The 19,621-nt window shown below is 41.9% G+C and carries 26 protein-coding genes, 1 tRNA gene, 1 pseudogene and 1 riboswitch; of the genes and pseudogenes, 23 read left to right on the top strand and 5 right to left on the bottom strand.

Annotated elements, in window-relative coordinates; translation table 11 throughout:
- The first annotated feature begins 11 nt into the window (after nt 1-11).
- The 8 genes and pseudogenes from NXV01_RS18720 (at nt 12) to NXV01_RS18755 (ending at nt 8,253) form a co-directional block, all read left to right on the top strand.
- A pseudogene (locus tag NXV01_RS18720) lies at nt 12-1,992 on the top strand (ATP-binding protein).
- A gap of 55 nt (nt 1,993-2,047) precedes the next feature.
- Nucleotides 2,048-2,141, top strand: a riboswitch (TPP riboswitch).
- A gap of 61 nt (nt 2,142-2,202) precedes the next feature.
- Nucleotides 2,203-2,403, top strand: coding sequence for a sulfur carrier protein ThiS (gene thiS, locus NXV01_RS18725; RefSeq protein ID WP_148366972.1), 201 nt, complete (start codon nt 2,203-2,205; stop codon nt 2,401-2,403).
- Between the two features lie 4 nt (nt 2,404-2,407).
- Nucleotides 2,408-3,064, top strand: coding sequence for a thiamine phosphate synthase (locus NXV01_RS18730; RefSeq protein ID WP_195649600.1), 657 nt, complete (start codon nt 2,408-2,410; stop codon nt 3,062-3,064).
- Between the two features lie 121 nt (nt 3,065-3,185).
- The gene (locus NXV01_RS18735) at nt 3,186-3,959 is read left to right on the top strand and encodes a thiazole synthase (protein ID WP_004295706.1); all 774 of its coding nucleotides are present in this window, start codon (nt 3,186-3,188) and stop codon (nt 3,957-3,959) included.
- Between the two features lie 13 nt (nt 3,960-3,972).
- Nucleotides 3,973-5,670, top strand: a complete 1,698-nt coding sequence (gene thiC / locus NXV01_RS18740; protein WP_234133552.1) for a phosphomethylpyrimidine synthase ThiC — start codon at nt 3,973-3,975, stop codon at nt 5,668-5,670.
- A 90-nt stretch (nt 5,671-5,760) separates the two neighbouring features.
- Nucleotides 5,761-6,885, top strand: a complete 1,125-nt coding sequence (gene thiH, locus NXV01_RS18745; RefSeq protein WP_148366975.1) for a 2-iminoacetate synthase ThiH — start codon at nt 5,761-5,763, stop codon at nt 6,883-6,885.
- 4 nt (nt 6,886-6,889) lie between these two features.
- Entirely contained in the window at nt 6,890-7,582 is a 693-nt protein-coding gene (locus NXV01_RS18750) for a HesA/MoeB/ThiF family protein (protein ID WP_148366976.1), read from the top strand.
- A gap of 62 nt (nt 7,583-7,644) precedes the next feature.
- Entirely contained in the window at nt 7,645-8,253 is a 609-nt protein-coding gene (locus NXV01_RS18755; RefSeq protein WP_148366977.1) for a thiamine phosphate synthase, read from the top strand.
- Between the two features lie 136 nt (nt 8,254-8,389).
- Here NXV01_RS18755 and NXV01_RS18760 read toward each other — a convergent pair whose 3' ends face one another.
- The 5 genes from NXV01_RS18760 to NXV01_RS18780 all read right to left on the bottom strand — a co-directional run bounded on the left by NXV01_RS18760 (nt 8,390) and on the right by NXV01_RS18780 (nt 11,533).
- Nucleotides 8,390-8,962 carry a porin family protein gene (locus NXV01_RS18760; RefSeq protein WP_148366978.1) on the bottom strand — a complete coding sequence of 191 codons (573 nt, stop codon included), beginning with the start codon at nt 8,960-8,962 and terminating at the stop codon, nt 8,390-8,392.
- 196 nt (nt 8,963-9,158) lie between these two features.
- Nucleotides 9,159-9,674, bottom strand: coding sequence for an outer membrane beta-barrel protein (locus NXV01_RS18765; protein ID WP_148366979.1), 516 nt, complete (start codon nt 9,672-9,674; stop codon nt 9,159-9,161).
- Between the two features lie 505 nt (nt 9,675-10,179).
- Entirely contained in the window at nt 10,180-10,479 is a 300-nt protein-coding gene (locus NXV01_RS18770; protein WP_032945526.1) for a hypothetical protein, read from the bottom strand.
- 35 nt (nt 10,480-10,514) lie between these two features.
- The gene (locus NXV01_RS18775; RefSeq protein ID WP_032945524.1) at nt 10,515-11,162 is read right to left on the bottom strand and encodes a hypothetical protein; all 648 of its coding nucleotides are present in this window, start codon (nt 11,160-11,162) and stop codon (nt 10,515-10,517) included.
- A complete protein-coding gene (locus NXV01_RS18780; RefSeq protein WP_005938081.1) occupies nt 11,159-11,533 on the bottom strand; it encodes a hypothetical protein in 375 nt (124 codons plus the stop codon). Before NXV01_RS18780 ends, NXV01_RS18775 begins: the two co-directional genes overlap by 4 nt.
- A gap of 141 nt (nt 11,534-11,674) precedes the next feature.
- On the opposite strand from NXV01_RS18780, the gene NXV01_RS18785 reads away from it, so the two are divergent.
- From NXV01_RS18785 to NXV01_RS18855, 15 genes are all read left to right on the top strand, one after another.
- A complete protein-coding gene (locus NXV01_RS18785) occupies nt 11,675-11,866 on the top strand; it encodes a hypothetical protein (RefSeq protein WP_005938084.1) in 192 nt (63 codons plus the stop codon).
- A 12-nt stretch (nt 11,867-11,878) separates the two neighbouring features.
- Nucleotides 11,879-12,076 carry a hypothetical protein gene (locus tag NXV01_RS18790; RefSeq protein ID WP_005938087.1) on the top strand — a complete coding sequence of 66 codons (198 nt, stop codon included), beginning with the start codon at nt 11,879-11,881 and terminating at the stop codon, nt 12,074-12,076.
- The gene (locus NXV01_RS18795; protein WP_018452100.1) at nt 12,063-12,308 is read left to right on the top strand and encodes a hypothetical protein; all 246 of its coding nucleotides are present in this window, start codon (nt 12,063-12,065) and stop codon (nt 12,306-12,308) included. The genes NXV01_RS18790 and NXV01_RS18795 overlap by 14 nt, the downstream gene beginning before the upstream one ends.
- An 11-nt stretch (nt 12,309-12,319) precedes the next feature.
- Complete coding sequence (locus tag NXV01_RS18800) at nt 12,320-12,589, top strand: hypothetical protein (RefSeq protein WP_005938093.1); 270 nt, start codon at nt 12,320-12,322, stop codon at nt 12,587-12,589.
- Nucleotides 12,590-12,592: 3 nt separating this feature from the next.
- Nucleotides 12,593-12,679: transfer RNA gene (locus NXV01_RS18805), tRNA-OTHER, on the top strand.
- A 30-nt stretch (nt 12,680-12,709) separates the two neighbouring features.
- Entirely contained in the window at nt 12,710-14,680 is a 1,971-nt protein-coding gene (locus NXV01_RS18810; RefSeq protein ID WP_032945523.1) for an ATP-binding protein, read from the top strand.
- 27 nt (nt 14,681-14,707) lie between these two features.
- A complete protein-coding gene (locus tag NXV01_RS18815; protein WP_259023066.1) occupies nt 14,708-15,598 on the top strand; it encodes a hypothetical protein in 891 nt (296 codons plus the stop codon).
- A gap of 11 nt (nt 15,599-15,609) precedes the next feature.
- A complete protein-coding gene (locus tag NXV01_RS18820; RefSeq protein WP_005938104.1) occupies nt 15,610-16,359 on the top strand; it encodes an MBL fold metallo-hydrolase in 750 nt (249 codons plus the stop codon).
- 51 nt (nt 16,360-16,410) lie between these two features.
- Nucleotides 16,411-16,590 carry a hypothetical protein gene (locus tag NXV01_RS18825; RefSeq protein ID WP_005938107.1) on the top strand — a complete coding sequence of 60 codons (180 nt, stop codon included), beginning with the start codon at nt 16,411-16,413 and terminating at the stop codon, nt 16,588-16,590.
- A gap of 88 nt (nt 16,591-16,678) precedes the next feature.
- A complete protein-coding gene (locus NXV01_RS18830) occupies nt 16,679-16,954 on the top strand; it encodes an HU family DNA-binding protein (RefSeq protein ID WP_005938110.1) in 276 nt (91 codons plus the stop codon).
- Nucleotides 16,951-17,568, top strand: coding sequence for a DUF4494 domain-containing protein (locus NXV01_RS18835; RefSeq protein WP_032945517.1), 618 nt, complete (start codon nt 16,951-16,953; stop codon nt 17,566-17,568). The genes NXV01_RS18830 and NXV01_RS18835 overlap by 4 nt, the downstream gene beginning before the upstream one ends.
- Complete coding sequence (locus tag NXV01_RS18840) at nt 17,558-17,971, top strand: VRR-NUC domain-containing protein (RefSeq protein WP_005938117.1); 414 nt, start codon at nt 17,558-17,560, stop codon at nt 17,969-17,971. Before NXV01_RS18835 ends, NXV01_RS18840 begins: the two co-directional genes overlap by 11 nt.
- Before the next feature lie 11 nt (nt 17,972-17,982).
- The gene (locus tag NXV01_RS18845) at nt 17,983-18,783 is read left to right on the top strand and encodes a DUF4373 domain-containing protein (protein ID WP_005938120.1); all 801 of its coding nucleotides are present in this window, start codon (nt 17,983-17,985) and stop codon (nt 18,781-18,783) included.
- Nucleotides 18,752-19,417 carry a hypothetical protein gene (locus NXV01_RS18850; protein WP_005938123.1) on the top strand — a complete coding sequence of 222 codons (666 nt, stop codon included), beginning with the start codon at nt 18,752-18,754 and terminating at the stop codon, nt 19,415-19,417. The genes NXV01_RS18845 and NXV01_RS18850 overlap by 32 nt, the downstream gene beginning before the upstream one ends.
- 22 nt (nt 19,418-19,439) lie before the next feature.
- Nucleotides 19,440-19,619 (top strand): hypothetical protein, encoded by a 180-nt coding sequence (locus NXV01_RS18855; protein ID WP_117694728.1) that lies wholly within the window; start codon nt 19,440-19,442, stop codon nt 19,617-19,619.
- Nucleotides 19,620-19,621: the final 2 nt, after the last annotated feature.

A 19,621-nucleotide genomic window follows, 5' to 3' on the forward strand; every position in this document is an offset into this window, starting at 1 on the left:
AACAAACAATTATGATACTATATAAAAGAAAAAAAAATACGATTTATCGTCTCCATTGCAATCCTTTTCTTCCCCCTTTTTTGCAATGCTTCCACCACAGAAGAATCTGCGGGAGAAATTCTGTTCATCACCTCTTATAATTCGGATACTAAATATACCTACGACAACATCAGTACATTTATAGAAACTTACACCCGATTGGGAGGAAAATACTCGACCATCGTAGAAAACATGAATGCAACAGACTTAACGCAGGCACACCAATGGAAAAAAACATTAACCGATATTCTGGATAAGCATCCGAAAGCTAAATTAGTGATTCTTCTGGGTGGGGAAGCATGGAGCAGTTTCCTCCATCTTGAAGATGAAAAATACAAGCAGCTTCCTGTTTTTTGCGCAATGGCATCACGCAACGGAATCCGTATTCCGGAGGATTCGATCGATATCCGAGACTATAATCCAGTAAGTATCGACTTAACGGAACGAATGAAAGAATATAATGTAAAATACTGTAATTCATACGAATACAATATCAGCAAAGACATAGAAATGATACAGGATTTCTATCCGGATACCGAGCATCTGGTATTTGTATCGGATAATACATACAACGGACTTGCCGAACTGGCATGGTTCAAGAAAAACCTGCAGCATTTCCCGCAGTTATCTATCACTTACATCGACGGTCGCATCCATACACTTGATATGGCTGTCAATCAATTGCGCAATCTTCCCAGAAACACGGCAATGTTACTTGGCATCTGGAGAATCGACAGCCGGGGTATCACCTACATGAGCAACTCTGTTTATGCTTTCTCCAAAGCCAATCCTCTCCTGCCTGTGTTCAGTATGACTTCCACTGCCATTGGTTACTGGGCTATCGGAGGATATGTCCCGCAATATGAAGGAGTGGGAAAAAGCATGGGAGAATATGCTTACCGTTTTTTAGACCAGAAGGAAACTGATATCAGCAGTATCAATATCTTGCCCAACAGATATAAATTTGATGCGAAGAAACTAAAAGAATGGGGATTTGAAGACAAGAAGTTACCTGTCAACTCAATGGTCATCAATCAGCCCATCCCGTTCTTTGTAGCTTACAAGACAGAAGTGCAGTTCATCCTGATCATATTTCTCGTATTAGTAGGAAGCCTGATGATTTCCTTGTATTACTATTACCGGACTAGAATCCTGAAGAACCACCTTGAAAAAACGACGAAACAATTACGGGAAGATAAAAAGAAGCTGGAAGAGTCTGAAGTTGAATTACGTGACGCCAAGGAACGTGCCGAAGAAGCCAATCAGTTGAAAAGTGCCTTTGTTTCGAATATGAGCCACGAGATACGGACACCTTTAAATGCCATTGTCGGTTTCTCCAGCCTGATTATCGGCTCTGTTGAGCAAAATAAAGAACTGAAAGAATACGCAGATATTGTCCAGACCAATTCTAATTTACTGCTACAATTGATTAGTGACGTACTGGATATATCACGTCTGGAATCAGGGAAACTGCAATTCAATTATGAATGGTGTGAGCTGGTGAACCATTGCCAGAATATGATTACCCTGACCAACCGGAACAAGACAATGGATGTAGACATCAAACTTCAAATGCCTAAAGAACCCTATAAGCTCTACACAGACCCGTTACGCCTGCAACAGATTATTATCAATCTACTGAATAATGCTCTGAAATTCACTCCCGCCGGAGGAAGTATCACACTGGATTATAAAGTGGATGAGGAAAAGCAATGTATGCTGTTCTCCGTGACTGATACCGGCACAGGAATCCCCGAAGACAAGCAGGAACTCGTATTCCAACGTTTCGAAAAACTGAATGAATTCATGCAGGGTACGGGATTGGGACTGGCCATCTGCAAACTGACCATCCAATATATGGGAGGTGATATCTGGATTGACAAAAGCTATAAGAATGGTGCCCGGTTTATCTTTTCCCATCCCATCAAAAAACAAAAATCAACAGAAAAATGAAAAAAAATCGGATGATTTAGTGTTTTTCTGTTTCTTTTTCGCTTACTTTGCCCCTGTAAAGACAAAGGGGTGCCCCTCGAGGGGCTGAGATTATACCCTAGGAACCTGATGCAGTTAGTACTGACGTAGGGATTGTGTTTCTTCGTTATCGCCTTTCCATTCAAGCACGCTCTTTGTATTTACTTTCAATTTATTTATTCTGATAGGACAATGAAAGTACAAGTGAACAACAAAGAGGTGGAAATTATTCCTGATTCTACCCTTACACAACTGACAGCACAGCTCGAACTTCCTGTTCAAGGCATTGCTATCGCCGTAAACAACAAAATGATTCCCCGTACCGAATGGGAAGGTTTCATATTGCATGAGAACGACAACCTGGTGATTATCAAAGCTGCTTGCGGAGGATAAGGGAATGGTCAGTCTACAATTTATCACGCATCAGACCGAACGGTATTCGTACCTCGAATCGGCACGTATGGCACTCGAAGGAGGGTGCAAATGGATCCAGCTACGCATGAAAGACGCTTCTCCCGAAGAAGTGGAGGCAGTAGCCTTGCAACTGAAACCGCTCTGCAAAGAACACGAAGCGATCTTGATTCTGGACGACCACGTCGAACTGGCGCAAAAGCTGGAAGTGGACGGTGTGCATCTGGGTAAAAAAGATATGCCTATCGACCAAGCTCGCCAGATACTTGGAGAAGCCTTCATTATCGGCGGCACCGCAAATACATTCGAAGATGTCGTACAGCACTACCGTGCCGGAGCCGATTATCTCGGCATCGGTCCTTTCCGGTTTACCACCACTAAAAAGAATTTAAGCCCTGTACTGGGATTGGAAGGTTATTCCTCCATCCTTTCACAGATGAAAAAGGCGAATATCGAAATCCCCGTAGTAGCGATTGGAGGAATCACTTATGAGGATATCCCTGCCATACTTCATACAGGAGTCAACGGGATAGCCCTGTCGGGAACCATTCTCGGAGCGGACAATCCGGTAGAAGAGACACGTAGAATCATTGATTCACCACAGAGTACACAGAGTTTTTCGTTCTTTCCTAAAACAGAATGATAAACACATATACTCTGTGTAACTCCATAATGAATAAGAAATCATCAGACCTCCGTGTCCTCTGCGTCCTCTGTGGTGAACTCATAAATTAGCATTTAAATAATCAACTAAAATACATAAAATGGAAAAGTTAGTAATTGCGGGACGCGAATTTAACTCCCGTCTTTTCCTGGGAACAGGAAAATTCAATTCCAATGAAGTAATGGAACAAGCTATTCTGGCTTCAGGCACGGAAATGGTTACTGTTGCCATGAAACGAATCGACATGGACAACAAAGAGGATGACATGCTGAAACATATTATCCATCCGAATATTCAGCTATTGCCCAATACTTCCGGTGTACGTAATGCAGAAGAGGCTGTTTTTGCCGCACAGTTGGCTCGCGAAGCCTTTGGAACAAACTGGCTGAAACTGGAAATTCACCCGGACCCGCGTTATCTGCTCCCTGACTCTATCGAGACACTGAAAGCTACGGAAGAACTGGTAAAACTAGGTTTTATCGTGTTGCCTTATTGTCAGGCTGACCCCGTACTCTGCAAACGTCTGGAAGAGGCGGGCGCAGCTACCGTTATGCCACTCGGTGCACCAATCGGTACTAATAAAGGATTGCAGACCAAAGAATTCCTGCAAATCATAATCGAACAGGCAGGTATCCCGGTGGTCGTAGATGCGGGTATCGGTGCACCCAGTCATGCTGCCGAAGCAATGGAACTGGGAGCTTCCGCTGTATTAGTAAATACTGCAATAGCCGTTGCCGGAAATCCGGTAGAAATGGCAAAAGCATTCAAAGCGGCTACAGAAGCCGGAAGACAGGCTTACGAAGCAGGATTAGGATTACAAGCCGTAGACTTCGTGGCAGAAGCAAGTTCACCTCTAACGGCTTTTCTTGATTAAAAACGAATAAACTATGGAACAAAAAATAAAATTTCCCCGCTCACAGAAAGTCTATTTACCCGGTAAACTTTATCCGAATATCCGTGTAGCCATGCGGAAAGTGGAACAAGTGCCCAGTGTCAGCTTTGAAGGCGAAGAAAAGATAGCAACACCCAATCCGGATATATATGTATATGATACCAGCGGACCGTTCAGCGATGCAAATATGAGCATCGATCTTAAAAAAGGGCTGCCCCGTATGCGCGAAGAATGGATTGTGAGTCGTGGCGATGTGGAACAACTCCCTGAAATCACTTCGGAATACGGACGTATGAGAAGGGATGATAAAAGTCTCGATCACTTACGCTTCGAGCACATCGCCCTGCCCTATCGCGCTAAAAAAGGAGAGGCAATCACTCAAATGGCGTATGCCAAAAGAGGGATGATCACTCCTGAAATGGAATATGTAGCGATCCGCGAAAACATGAATTGCGAGGAACTGGGAATTAACACTCATATTACTCCTGAATTTGTCCGTCAGGAGATTGCAGAGGGACGTGCCGTATTACCAGCCAATATCAACCACCCGGAGGCCGAACCGATGATTATCGGACGCAACTTCCTTGTGAAAATCAATACAAATATCGGAAATTCAGCTACTACTTCAAGCATAGATGAAGAAGTGGAGAAAGCATTGTGGAGCTGTAAATGGGGGGGAGATACTTTGATGGATCTTTCCACCGGAGAAAATATTCATGAAACACGTGAATGGATCATCCGCAATTGTCCCGTACCGGTCGGTACTGTTCCCATCTATCAGGCACTTGAAAAAGTGAACGGCATAGTAGAAGACCTCACCTGGGAAATCTACCGGGATACATTGATCGAACAATGTGAACAAGGCGTAGATTACTTCACCATCCATGCAGGTATCCGCCGCCATAATGTTCATCTTGCCGACAAGCGGTTGTGCGGTATCGTCAGCCGTGGAGGAAGTATTATGAGCAAATGGTGTCTCGTACACGATCAGGAAAGCTTCTTATACGATCACTTTGATGATATTTGTGATATTCTGGCACAATATGACGTAGCCGTTTCCTTAGGAGACGGACTTCGCCCCGGCTCCATCTATGATGCGAACGACGAAGCGCAGTTTGCCGAACTGGATACCATGGGAGAATTAGTGCTTCGTGCCTGGAACAAGAATGTTCAGGCATTTATCGAGGGACCCGGCCATGTTCCGATGCATAAAATTAAAGAGAACATGGAACGTCAGATTGAGAAATGCCATGACGCCCCATTCTATACGCTCGGCCCGTTGGTGACGGACATTGCTCCCGGATACGACCATATCACTTCTGCTATCGGTGCCGCACAAATCGGATGGCTGGGTACGGCCATGCTTTGTTATGTCACTCCGAAAGAACACCTTGCCTTACCCGACAAGGAGGACGTACGTGTAGGAGTCATTACCTACAAGATAGCCGCTCATGCCGCTGACCTGGCAAAAGGTCATCCGGGTGCACAGGTACGGGACAACGCATTGAGTAAAGCCCGCTATGAGTTCCGCTGGAAAGATCAGTTCGACCTGTCTCTCGACCCGGAACGGGCACAGACCTATTTCCGTGCAGGACATCATATCGACGGAGAATATTGTACAATGTGCGGACCCAATTTCTGTGCAATGAGACTGTCACGCGATTTAAAGAAAAGCGCTAAAACCAACAAATAATGAGTGGGGAGAAACAAAAAGTCAGCCCACTGACCGAACCTGCCCTCCCCTCATTTTAATTTTTAATTTTCAATTCTCAATTTAATAAGAATGTTCTCCGACGAATTAGAAAAAATATCCTGGGAAGAGACGACAAAAGCCATCTATTCCAAAACAGATGCCGACGTACGCCGTGCATTGGGTAAAAAAGAGCATCTGGATGTCAACGACTTTATGGCGCTGATTTCACCTGCCGCCACTCCTTATCTGGAAGTGATGGCACGCCTTAGTCAGAAATATACGATGGAACGGTTCGGTAAGACTATCTCCATGTTCGTACCGCTCTACCTGACTAATTCATGTACCAACTCCTGTGTCTATTGCGGTTTCCACATCAGCAATCCGATGAAGAGAACAATACTGACAGAGGAAGAGATTGTCAACGAATACAAAGCCATCAAACGGTTGGCTCCCTTTGAAAACCTGCTGCTTGTAACTGGTGAGAATCCTGCCGCAGCAGGCGTTCCGTACATTGCCAAGGCACTGGATTTAGCGAAGCCTTACTTCAGCAATCTGCAAATTGAAGTAATGCCTCTTAAAGCGGAGGAATACAAGGAACTGACAAATCATGGCCTGAACGGAGTGATCTGTTTTCAAGAGACTTACAACAGAGCAAATTACAAAACGTACCATCCGAGAGGCATGAAATCCAAATTCGAATGGCGTGTAAACGGCTTCGACCGTATGGGACAGGCAGGTGTACACAAAATTGGCATGGGTGTCCTGATCGGTCTGGAAGAATGGCGGACAGACGTTACGATGATGGCTTATCATCTGCGTTATCTGCAGAAGCATTACTGGAAAACAAAGTACAGTGTAAATTTCCCGCGTATGCGCCCGTCTGAAAATGGCGGATTCCAGCCGAATGTAGTCATGAACGACCGGGAACTGGCTCAACTTACATTCGCTATGCGAATCTTCGACCATGACGTAGATATCTCCTATTCCACCCGTGAGAGTGCAGAAATTCGAAATCACATGGCAACACTCGGCGTCACAACCATGAGTGCAGAGAGTAAAACAGAACCGGGAGGATATTACAGTTATCCTCAAACGCTGGAACAATTTCATGTAAGTGACGAACGGAAAGCGGTTGAAGTGGAACGTGATTTAAAGAGATTAGGCCGTGAACCGGTCTGGAAGGATTGGGACCAGTCTTTTGACTTTAAAAGATAAGCAGATGCGGTACGACAGACAAATCATACTTCCCGAAATCGGAGAAGAAGGTCAGAAGAAACTACAGGAAGCCAAAGTGCTTATTGTAGGCGTGGGAGGGTTAGGCTCTCCCATCGCCCTTTACCTGACAGGTGCGGGTGTGGGCTGTCTCGGACTGGTAGATGATGATCTGGTAAGCATCACTAACCTGCAACGGCAAGTTCTCTATTCCGAAAAGGAATTGGGTAAACCGAAAGCCTTGTGTGCAGCCGGACGACTCTCCGCTCTCAACAGTGGGATCAGGATCTATCCCTACTCTACCCGGCTGACGAAAGATAATGCATATGATATTATTCAGAAATACGACATAGTGGTCGACGGCTGCGACAATTTTGCCACCCGCTACCTGATTAACGACATCTGCATTAAACAGGAAAAACCCTACGTATATGGAGCCATCTGTGGTTTTGAAGGACAGGTTTCTGTGTTCAATTACGGAAATCAGAAGAAAAACTACCGGGATCTTTATCCTGACGAAGAAGAAATGCAGCGGATGCCTCCTCCGCCTAAAGGTGTAATGGGAGTTACTCCTGCTATTGTCGGGAGTGTGGAAGCTACGGAAGTGTTGAAAATTATCTGTGATTTTGGTGATGTTTTAGCCGGTAAACTATGGACAATCGACCTGCGGACATTGCAATCTAACAAATTTTCACTATAAAGGTTGGTTTCTGACATAGTTAATTAGTAACTTTGCTAGACAATCCAATTTTAACGAAAGAAATGAAACTAATTGTAGTTACCACCCCTACCTTCTTTGTCGAAGAAGATAAGATAATTACCGCTCTTTTCGAAGAGGGGCTGGATGTCCTACATCTTAGGAAACCGGAGACTCCGGCTATGTATTCAGAACGGCTGCTGACTCTTATTCCGGAGAAATACCACCGCCGCATTGTCACGCATGAGCATTTTTATCTAAAAGAGGAATTCAATCTGATGGGAATCCACCTGAATGCCCGTAATCCCAAAGAGCCGCATGACTATTATGGCCATATCAGTTGTTCGTGCCATTCAGTGGAAGAGGTGAAAAACAGAAAGCATTTTTATGATTATGTTTTTATGAGTCCTATCTATGACAGTATCTCTAAAGTGAATTACTATTCAACCTATACTGCCGAAGAATTGCGCGAAGCACAAAGAGCGAAAATCATCGACTCTAAAGTAATGGCATTGGGAGGCATCAATGAAGATAATTTACTGGAGATTAAAGATTTCGGTTTTGGAGGGGCTGTCGTATTAGGAGATCTTTGGAACAAATTCGATGCCTGTCAGGATCAGAACTATTTAGCCGTAATCGAGCACTTTAAAAAGTTGAAGAAGTTATCAGATTAATGAAAAGCCGATGGTAAACTGACTGTGCATTCCCATTATACCCACAATAAAAGAAATGACTTTCTCAATCATGAACTAAAAAAGCCGCTGCAAATTGTCTTCTGCAACGGCTTTCTGTATTTTCAGTGTTTTCTTATCAGAACTTATATCCCACGATAATAGAGAAGTTCATATTTTTAGGATTGCCAACTTTTTGTACGTCAACTAAACCGAATTGACCATCCAAACCTGCAATGATCTTACCAAACTCCAATGCGACTCCCACACCAAGACCAGCATCAAAACGTTTCAAACCATCATCACCGAAAGTATTCTCTTTATGCTCCGTATTATTTCCTAAGTCAAACTTTGTCTTACCGGCAATACCACAAGCAAAATAAGGACCTGCATTAACCACCAGATTAGTATTATCTGCTACATTGAAACGCGCAGCAGCCATTACCGGCAATTCCAAATACATTGCATTAATGCTACTTCCATCTTTCTTTGCCCCCTTGCTAGTCAGGAATAATGAAGGTTGCAGTGACCATGTATCATCAAAAGCATATTCAAAACCTCCACCAAGTTTGAATCCAACCTTTGCATTCAGGTCAAGATCACCGGTGTAATTACTAAAGTTCATACCTACTTTGGCATTCCAACCTGTAATTTGAGAGAAACCTGCCACTGAAATCAGTGCAAATAAAACAAACAAAACACTCTTCTTCATAATTTTAAAGTTTTAAATTAATACTAAGGGATTTTATTACCCCTCCCTATTTAACAATACAAATGTATAATTGTAATTCGTATTAAACAACTTTTTCGTTAACAAGTGCGTAATTTATAGAGTTTATACATAGAAAAAGGGAATTCCCTATTTTTGAGAACTCCCTTTCCTATTTGATTAAACTGTTTTCCTCTTATCAGAAAGCGTAATGGAAACCAATTGAAAGATCTTCACTGGTAAGTTCAAGACCAAAAGAATCTCCAAGCGTATTTACATTTCTACGATATCCCAAGAAACCATACTTGGCAATAAAAGAAAAGTGATCGTTCAATTTAACGGCAATACCCGGTCTAAGTCCCACTTGTCCAGCCTTGGTGGTGTCTCCATCTTTAATTTTCACGAAGCCGATAGCAGCAGTTCCGTCCAGAAACAGACGGACAGCACCGGTTTCACAATAAGACCAACGAATGTACGGAGCTACAAATACAGAGTTTGCAGTTTGTCCTGTAACATAATTGTGTGAATAGTCCAATTCAGCACCCAATGCCCATGTCTCATTAAAGTTGTATCCGATTTCCGGAGCAATTTTAAAAGAGGTAGTGTTGCCTGTACTGTTACGCCACAGATTCAAAGATCCGCCTACGTAAATGTCTTGTGCTTTTACAGCGATAGTTGCCAACATTACAACTACCAATAATAAACCCTTTTTCATCTTCTTTGTTTTTTTAAATTAAACGTTAGACCCCAATTCGGTCGATTTCTGGGGTGCAAATGTAAAGCTGTTTTTACGATTAAACAAACATTTGGTTAGTTTTTTATAATAAATACCAAATATTTATTTAACCAAGAGAACGAATGCCCAAGACAAAGCGGACAATAAAAAATAGACTGCAAATACTTTCACAAGTATTTACAGTCTATTTATCAGATAGTTAAGTACCTAACCAGCGTATTTGACTATCCTTCTATTGCAGCTTGCGCCGCTGCCAAAATAAGATACTTTTCAATGAGTTATATAATACTTCTCAACAATATTCGTTTATTCAATTTCTTCGTATCTGTCTATTATGATTAATGTTTTCGTCCATTTATCGAAGAACTCGCCGCTACCAGTCTTGATATATTACCCATTTAAGGCAAATAGATAAGCCACAATCAACACAAATACGAAAAACGATACTTTTATCATCTTAAAGGTTTGAACGCTTTAAAACGGATTATTTACGTTCGTTCACCTGTTTTGATTTAATCAATTCATTGTAGATTGTATGGGCAAACTCCCCTGTGAAATATTCTGCCCAATTCTGATAAGTTAGGCAAATACCGGTTCGAGGGTCTTCATAATCCATGGTTTCCCATATATCTTCCAATTCTGCATAAACCTCATTGGGATTATTCCCAAGAGTGTCCACCACTTCTTCGGAATAACAGTTTACCAATGTATCTATCCAATCTCCACAATTATCACAACCATCTTTGTAGATAGCATTGAATGCGGCTTTTTTCAATTCATCCATAAAAGGCTCTGTTTTACAATATGGGTACTCTCCGTTCATTGCTTTTCTAATGTGCCGATATTTTTATGTTCAGGAGATAATTCTGTTAACCTACATTCGTTACCATCAAGCGCGGCTTCAAACATATAATCACTATTTGACAAAGTTATGCTTCTACCATTGCTTTTGCAGGAGAATACTCCCTTGTAATTTTCTGTCTCTGTATCTTGTTTGGAATATTTTTCTCCAATTGGTTCAGTACGTATTAGTGTAAATTTTTGAAGTTTACAATATGGATATCCGTTGACCGTAATAGCATTTTCTGATACTTCAATCACTCCGTAAGTTCCCTGCTTAAAAACATATTTATATACATAAGTTGCCTCAAACATTTTATCTGTTCTTTTTTCTGTTTTTATATACAGATCAGCTTCGGATTCTTGCATGATTAAGTCGTAAGTAGTTTCTGTCTTCACAGTGTAATCACCAGCTTCTATAGGCTCTCCTTTTCCTACTTCCACTTTTTCAAACTCAACATTATGCAATATGACATCAGAAAAAGAATCTTCCGGAGTAATAGCATCTATAGCCTCCATACTCAAAAATACACCCGAATAGCGTTCAGCGCCTTTCTCGTCATCTTCACTGCAAGCACATAACAGTAAAGAAGTAATAAGACATATTATTCCAACTATATATCTCATTTTTTTCCCTCTACTAACTTTTCATAAACCTTAATCAACCTCTCCTTTTCAGCCAACAATTCTTCCAAATGCTTCACTCGTTCTACAAGAATAGCATCTGTGCCTACAGACACGTTGCCCATCATCGAAGCAGGACTAAAATCGCCGTTTGTTTCAACTGTATTATTTGATAGTCTTGATACTTCATCATCAAAAAAAATTCGTATGTCAGCTTTTAATAGAAAAGCAATCTTCTCTAAGTCTGCCGCTTGAATCTTATTGTTTCTAATGCATCTATGTAGATTTTGTTCGCTCATTCCAACATCAGCAGCAAGTTTCTTTAATCCACCACCTCTGTTTTCGCTCAATTTTCTAACAATTTCTAAATTCATGATTTACAGGAACTTGAATTAGTCAACTAATATTTAATTTCGCATACACTAAATTTTATGACGAAAATATTTGTTCGCCACGAATAAATATATTAGTTTTGCACTATAAAGTTAAACAATAACCCATAAAAAACAAATAAAATGGCAGAAAATCAAGTAAAAGTACGTCCAACTTTAACGGATTTGGAAGTAGGTAAAACGGTTACTTTCCCCATTGAAAAGACTAAGAGCGTCCGTGCTCAGGCTTCCGATCTCGGACTTATCCTGAATCGTAAGTACCAGACAGAAACGGACCGAGAAAAGCGTATCATAACAGTAATCAGAATATCGTAATTTGTAATCATCATGAACAAATTTGTAAATATTTCACAACTGATACTATCCTGCATCATGCTTTTTGCGGTGGTTGTCAGCATTGTGGCACATATCATACTTGGAAACATCGCATCGTTCATTGGCTATCTTGTATCAGCTGTATTCATCTTTCTCACATGGAAACTGGTACGTATATCATGGATGGAGTTTCAAAATGAAAACAAATAACCTCTTAACTTACAATATCATGTCTATCAATTTCAAAAAATTAAATTCTCAAATCAAGCCTCTTAAACCGGAAGCAAGACACGTGGGCTACATCTTTATTGCTACAGACAAGCAAAAGAGAGAAAGTCTGGTTGACTCTATTGCCAAGCCCGGTTCTAAACGTTCCCTAATAAAAGTGCTTACATATTTCATTAAAACCGATGAAAATTATCGTGCAGAGTATTCACTTTAATCCGTAATCCTATGCTCACTATTGATTTTCCCGATAAATCCGTTACTTATGACACTTTCGTCCGCGATGTAGCGTCCTCTGTAGTCCGTATGCTTGCCGATACACACAATGATCCCGAAATGGTCAGCCAGCGAAAAGCATACGCTATGTTTGGGCGTGGCAATGTGGATAGATGGCGCAAGCAGGGTAAAATAACCCCCTGCAAGCGTCCGGGCAAAGTTGAATACCGCACAATCGAACTGCGTACACTACAAAGGTTACAACAAGACTATTTCAAATGATAAGGGAGGATAGCTCAGCGGATAGAGCGGCGGTACGTACCCAAATGGCCAAGATGCAGCAGGACACAGGTTCAAATCCTGTTCCTCCCACTATTTTTTCACTATTAAAAATCAAAGTAGATGAAAGCAATTCAGCTAAAATCAATCACGCTTCGCAACTGGCGTGGAGAAAAAGAAAGGACAACACAGTTCCATACAGATGGCACTGTTACACGTATCTGTGGTCGTAACGGTCTCGGCAAGTCCAGGCACATGGATGCGTTCTGTTGGCTGCTTTTCGGCAAGGACAGCAAAGACCGTAAAGACTTCAACTTGCGCACCACAGACGAAAAGGGCAATCCCCTACAGCATTGTGAATGCTCCGTAGAGGGAACATTAGTCGTTGATGGAACGGAAATTACCATCAAACGAGAGTATAAGGAGCAATGGGTCAAACCTCGTGGACAAGTAGAGGAAGTGTTCAAGGGGAATGTCACCGAATGCACATGGGACGGCGTACCTGTTCGTGTCAATGAGTATAAGGAACGTATAAATGCCGAAATCATTGATGAGAACCTTTTCAAGATGCTAACCAATACCGAGTATTTCCTATCGTTAAAACAAGATGTTCAACGTGAAGTGTTAATGTCCATTGCCGGAGCCAAAACAGACAACGAATTGGCGCAGGGAAATGCAGAATTTACCGCTCTCGTAGACATGTTGAGTGGCAAATCATTGGCGGATTATCGTCGGCAGATTGCCGCAGAGAAAAAACGTCTAAAAATGCAAGCGGATGAAATCAAGCCACGTATCGACCAAACGGACAAGATGAAACCAGAAGCCGAGGATTGGAACTCATTGGAAGAAATGCTCACCGACAAAAAGAAAGAGCTGGAAGAAATAAACGAACTTCTGCATTCTGAAGATGCTCGCAAGCAATCTGCCATCGATAAAAAAGCTGCGCTGAACCGTGAAAAACGGCAAATCGAACAGCAACAGAAGGATATTCTTGCCGCAGAAAGGAGAAGTCGTCAGGAGGAAGCCGATAAGCAGAACGAAACACGTAATGAAATCGAGAAAGAGTTGAAGAATATTCATTCCGAACGATCGGATTGCAATATAGACATTACCCGTGCAAAAGAACGCATCAAGTATTTGAACGAAGAAATAACTAGAACAACAAGCAGACTTGAAGAATTACGTTCCGAATGGGCATCCATTCGTGCCACACAGTACACCGGTGATAATATCTGTCCTCATTGCGGCCAGCCTTTACCCGACAATATGATACAAGACGTTCTCCAAAAGTTTGAAGAATATAAACAAAACAGGCTCAAAGAGAATCAATCACGTGGAAAATCCCTGTCGACACAAGTCGAATCATACCGAGAGGAATTAAACAGGCGTAATGAAGAACTTGTAGAGCATTCCAAAAAGATTACTGCCATTGACGAATGTATTGCAGGGCTGTATGATCGTCTGAAATCCACCCCGAAAGCAGCACCGTCCGCCATCAACGAAAACGAGCTGCCTGCGTATGCAGCAAACCTAAAACGTTTGGATGAGATAGAAAAAGAAATAGCAAATATCACATATACTCAGACAGATACCGAACTGTCCGAACGTGCCGAGTTGGTGAAATCTGCTATTAAGAACTTGGAAATCCAACTAAACAACCGTACCATTATCGCCAACTATGATAAAGAAATAGAGCGTCTTGAAAAGGAAGGTCGTGAACTCGCACAGAAGATAGCCGACATAGAGAAACGTGAATATATAGCTGCTAAGTTTGCCAAAGCTCGCATTGATGATTGTGAGAGCCGTTTGAACTCGCTGTTTGGCATGGTACACTGGAAACTTTTCGATACCACTCTTGACGGAAACGAATACGAAGTATGTATCCCTATAATTGATGGTGTGTCCTATGGTACGTGCAATACAGCAAAGCAAGTGAACGCAGGTATTGACATCACCAACACATTGGCAAGGCATTACGAAGTCTATGCTCCAATGTTCATTGACCGTGCCGAAAGCGTGAATACATTCATTGCTTCCAACGCACAAATGATATTCTTGCAGGTTACAACAGACAGTCAACTAACAGTAAAATAAATAGTTAAATCTTTAATTATTAGAATTATGAACGAAAGACAAATCACACCGGTTACACATCAAAGTAACGTTCCTGTTGGCATCAACTTCTTTGACCCGACAACCATTGAAACGCTCAACCGTTTCTCCACCATGTTTGCCAATTCCAGTCTTGTACCCGAAAGTTACCGCATTGGCGGTGTTGTTGGCGGTAAGACCGGAGAAGGACCTAAAAAAACGGTCTCTGAAGCCGAAGCAGTAGCCAACTGCGTAATCGCATTCGATGTGGCCACACGCATTGGCGCATCCCCTCTTATGGTAATGCAGAACTTGTACATTGTATATGGTCGCCCATCTTGGTCGTCCAAGTTCCTAATTGCCACTATCAATACTTGTGGACGCTTTGAACCACTGAAGTTTGAATTGACATCAAATGGAGTTTGCAATAACGGTGTGGCAAATGTCAAGTGTGTGGCATGGACTACTCCTAAAGGTGTTACGCATGATGAGAACGGAAAACCGGTTACATCAAAATCACCACTTGCCTTACGTGGTACAGCCGTTACCATACAAATGGCGATTGATGAGGGTTGGTATAGCAAAAACGGCAGTAAGTGGCGTACTATGTCCGAACAGATGTTACGTTACCGTGCCGCCTCGTTCTGGTGCTCTACATACTCACCGGAACTGTCAATGGGTATGCGTACCGTTGAAGAAAATGTAGAGGACGCCGATTATGTCGATGTTACAGAACAGGTTGCGAAAGAAATTTCCACGCAAGCCAACAAAGGCACTATCAGTTTTGATGATGCAGTAGCTCCGGTTTCCAACGAAGTTCCGGCAGGTGTTGACCCTGAAACAGGAGAAATTAAAGAGCCCCAAGGTGAAACAAGTACCGAAAACCAAGCCTCAACCGAGGATGATGGACCGGGCTATTAATCCTATTTGAAATGAAACTTCATGTGTTAGGTTCTTCATCATCAGGCAACTGTTACCTCTTCCAGTCTGAAAAGACTGGTGAGGTACTTGCAGTGGAAGCCGGAGTTAAGTTCAACAAAGTAAAAAAAGTTCTTGACTTCAATCTAAACAGCATTGTTGGTTGTATCGTCAGCCATGAGCATGGCGACCATGCCAAATGTGTGGGCGATTTTATAAACGCCTGCATACCTTGCTATATGAGTCAAGGCACAAAACATGCGCTTGGTTTCTCTTCCAGCTATTGGGCAAAAGGGCTGTTGCCATTCGAACAAGTTGTGATAAATGGATTTAGAGTGATACCGTTCCCTGTACAACATGATGCTGCGGAACCTTACGGATACCTCATCCGTCATGAAGAGTGCGGAACAGTGCTGTTTGCCACAGACACCTATTTCCTAAAATACAAATTTCCCGGTCTTAACAATGTAATGTTGGAGTGCAATTATAGCAAGGAAATTCTTGATGCAAATTTCACTGCCGGGCGCATTGACAAGAAACGCTACGAACGCACCATTAAGTCGCACATGTCCTATGATAACTGTCTCCTCACATTGCAAGCCAATGACCTGTCTCAAGTATGCAACATTCTACTCCTGCATCTGTCCGACAATAACAGCAATGCTACGGAGTTTATCCATGGAATAGAAAGATTATATCCAGAGATAGAAATAACAGCCGCTACAAATGGGCTTTCGTTAACATTTAACAAGAATCCCTATTAGCATTTGTGATTATGAGGAAAAATAATAGTAACCAGTAAATAAAGAAGTAATATGAGAATCTATTTTGATATAATATTTATTGTTTTGAATATCATCATTTTTGCTGTTAACTTTCATTTTGCTTTAGAATCCAAATCCTCTAAAGCATATACGTATGCCATTTTAGGAATGAGTTTTGCCATTGCAGCCATCGTCCTACTTCTATCTGCGGATTTAAATCAAGAATCATAATGAAAAAATCAGTTGAAAATACTCAATACAAAACTGAGAATTGTAGACCAAACAATAGTGATCTATCATTTTAATAAAAATAAAAACAATGAGAAAAATTGAGATCGTTGAACATGTTATCAACAATACGACTATTAGTCGCTCACAGGCTATTCAAGCCGTAGATTGTGCTTTTGATGCTATTGAGAAAGCACTTTGTAAAGGTGAAAGTGTCTATATACGTGGTTTTGGCACTATCAAGACTTATATCACAAAAGAAAGGAAAGCCCGTAATATCTACAAGAGAACAACGGTAATCATTCCGGCAAGACGAACAGTAAAACTTGTAGTCAGTAAACAACTCAAAGAAAAAATGAACTCATGATGCACACGTGGTTTGAATGTAAAATCCGTTATGAAAAGACAATGGATAACGGAATGAACAAGAAAGTAACAGAACCCTATCTGGTTGACGCGCTCAGCTTCACGGAAGCGGAAGCACGCATCATTGAAGAAATGACACCCTTTATTTCCGGTGAGTTTACAGTTTCCGACATTAAACGTGCCAACTATAGCGAGCTCTTTCCCTGTGAGGAAGACAGTGCCGACCGCTGGTTCAAGTGCAAGCTGTATTTCATTACCTCAGATGAAAAAAGTGGAGCAGAAAAAAAGACGGCTACCAACGTACTGGTACAAGCAGCCGACTTGCGTGATGCAGTAAATAAACTGGATGAGGGTATGAAAGGCACAATGGCCGACTACCAAATTGCATCGGTAGCGGAAACTGCCATTATGGACGTCTATCCATATGCCGCAGATGAGTCCATTACGGATACCATCAGTGAAAATGCCAATTCGCCTGTTGTACGAAATTTCATACAATCTCTCCCCGAAGGTTGCAGGACAACGATAACCGTTGGTGGGAAAAAAGTTGTAGTAGACAAGACCGGAAAAGACACCATTGTTACACCCGAAAAGCAAAGCGACAATGACACTTGAGGAAATGCTTCAAATGGAAAGGAAACGAAAAAAGAAGCAAAAATATGACGATGAGGAACATCGCATACAATGCTCTTGCGTAAAGTGGTTCAATTTGAAGTATCCGAAGTTAAAAGGCCGGTTGTTTGCTGTGCCGAACGGAGGAAGACGTGATACTGTTACAGGTGGCAAATTGAAAGCTGAGGGCGTAACAGCCGGTGTATCCGATTTGATTCTGTTGAAAAGCAATCGTGATTATGGTGCGCTGCTCATTGAAATGAAAAAGAAAGGCGGCTATCAATCTCCATCACAAAAAGAATGGCAAAAGATAATATGTGAAAACGGAGAATACAAATATGTTCTGTGCTTTTCGCTAGATGATTTCATTCGTGAAGTGGATGATTATTTGAGAAATGAATTTTAAAAAAGTCAGATATGGCACGAACTTTTAAAAAAGGTCTTGACTATTTCCCTCTGGATATAGATATATTTAACGACCTTAAAATAAGAAAACTAATCAAGTATCAAGGTGGAAAAGCTATAACGGTATATGCTCTGCTGCTCTGCAATATCTACAAGAGTGGGTATTATATGAAGTGGGATAAAGAGTTGCCTTTCATTTGCTCGGAGCTTACGGGATTTGAGGAGGCATATATATCAGAAGTAATCAAAACCTGCCTGACACTGGGGTTGTTTTCAAAAGAATTGTTTGACGCTGAAAAAGTATTGACTTCTAAAGGTATTCAGGAAAGGTATAGTCGTATATGCGTACAGTGCCGTCGTGTTTGCTATATTGGGGATTATAACCTAATCGAGAAAAGAAAGCCCAAACAAACTGAAAAACTGCCACGAAAGAATGACAATCCACAAACGATACAAGGTAGTACAACAGTGCAAAACGAACTGCAATACGAGCCTTACTCCATGACTATCGATGAAGAAATTGCCGAACTGAAAAAAGACGAGTGTTGGCTTGACCAATTACAAGTGCTTCATGCAACGAATATTTCCTCTTTGCGCAGCAGTCTTGACGACTTCCGGGTGCAATGCCTGGCAGACGGGAAAGACCGGCATTCTTCCTTACAGGATGCCAAACAGCACTTCAACGCATGGTTGAGAATTGTAAATGATAAAAATAAAAGAAAAGATGATAAAGTTAGACCCGAAAGCAGAAATCAACGCAGAGGTAATCTTCTCAAATCTGATGAAGAGAAAACATATGGTAACTCGTTTTAGATTGCCATATACCGCCAAGCAAGTTTACGCTATGCTATATGAAGCGTGCCGGGTGGAAGTTGCTCATAGGCATAGGGAATTTAATGCCACCGAACAATACAAAAAGCACCTTTGGGACATTTCCAATTGGATTACATCGGAAGCCTCCACTTTCGGATTGTTCCTTTGCGGCGATGCCGGAAATGGGAAAACCACCATTCTGCGTGCATTGCAAAACCTTATAAACTACTTGCGCTCTGATGAGGGGTATAACAGCAATGCGGATGCATATCCGATACGCGGCTACATGATGGTATCGGCTAAAGAACTCGTCTTGCTGGCTAAAGCGTATAACAATCCCACACGCGACAACACCTCCGATGTGGCACGCTACAAAAGGCTGCGCCAAATCGAAATACTCGCAATCGACGAACTCGGCTCCGAACCGAAAGAAAGCATTCATTATGGCGATTACGTAACCGCCGCCATGGATATGCTGTCTTTTCGCTATGAAGAGCAGTTCTGTACGCTGGTCTCATCCAATCTTACGGCAAAAGAAATTGCAGAATATTACGACGAACGAATTGCAGACCGTTTCCGTGAAATGATGCTAATCATCAATTTCGGCAATGAGCAGTCATTCAGAAAACAGTAAACTAATTAAAAACATTATGACGATGAATACAGATTATAGTTATTGTTCGGGCGTTACCTGCTCAATCCGCAAGAGTTGTAAACGCTATTTGCCCGATCCACCCGATACACGTTTGCAATGGGTATGGCCAGCATACAATCCGGGAACAGACAAATGCAAGTACTATGAACCAACTAAAGTAGCAAAAACAAAAAATCCGTAATC

This window comes from Bacteroides sp. BFG-606, from assembly GCF_024788145.1.
In the GTDB taxonomy this organism is placed as follows: Bacteria; Bacteroidota; Bacteroidia; order Bacteroidales; family Bacteroidaceae; genus Bacteroides; species Bacteroides vicugnae.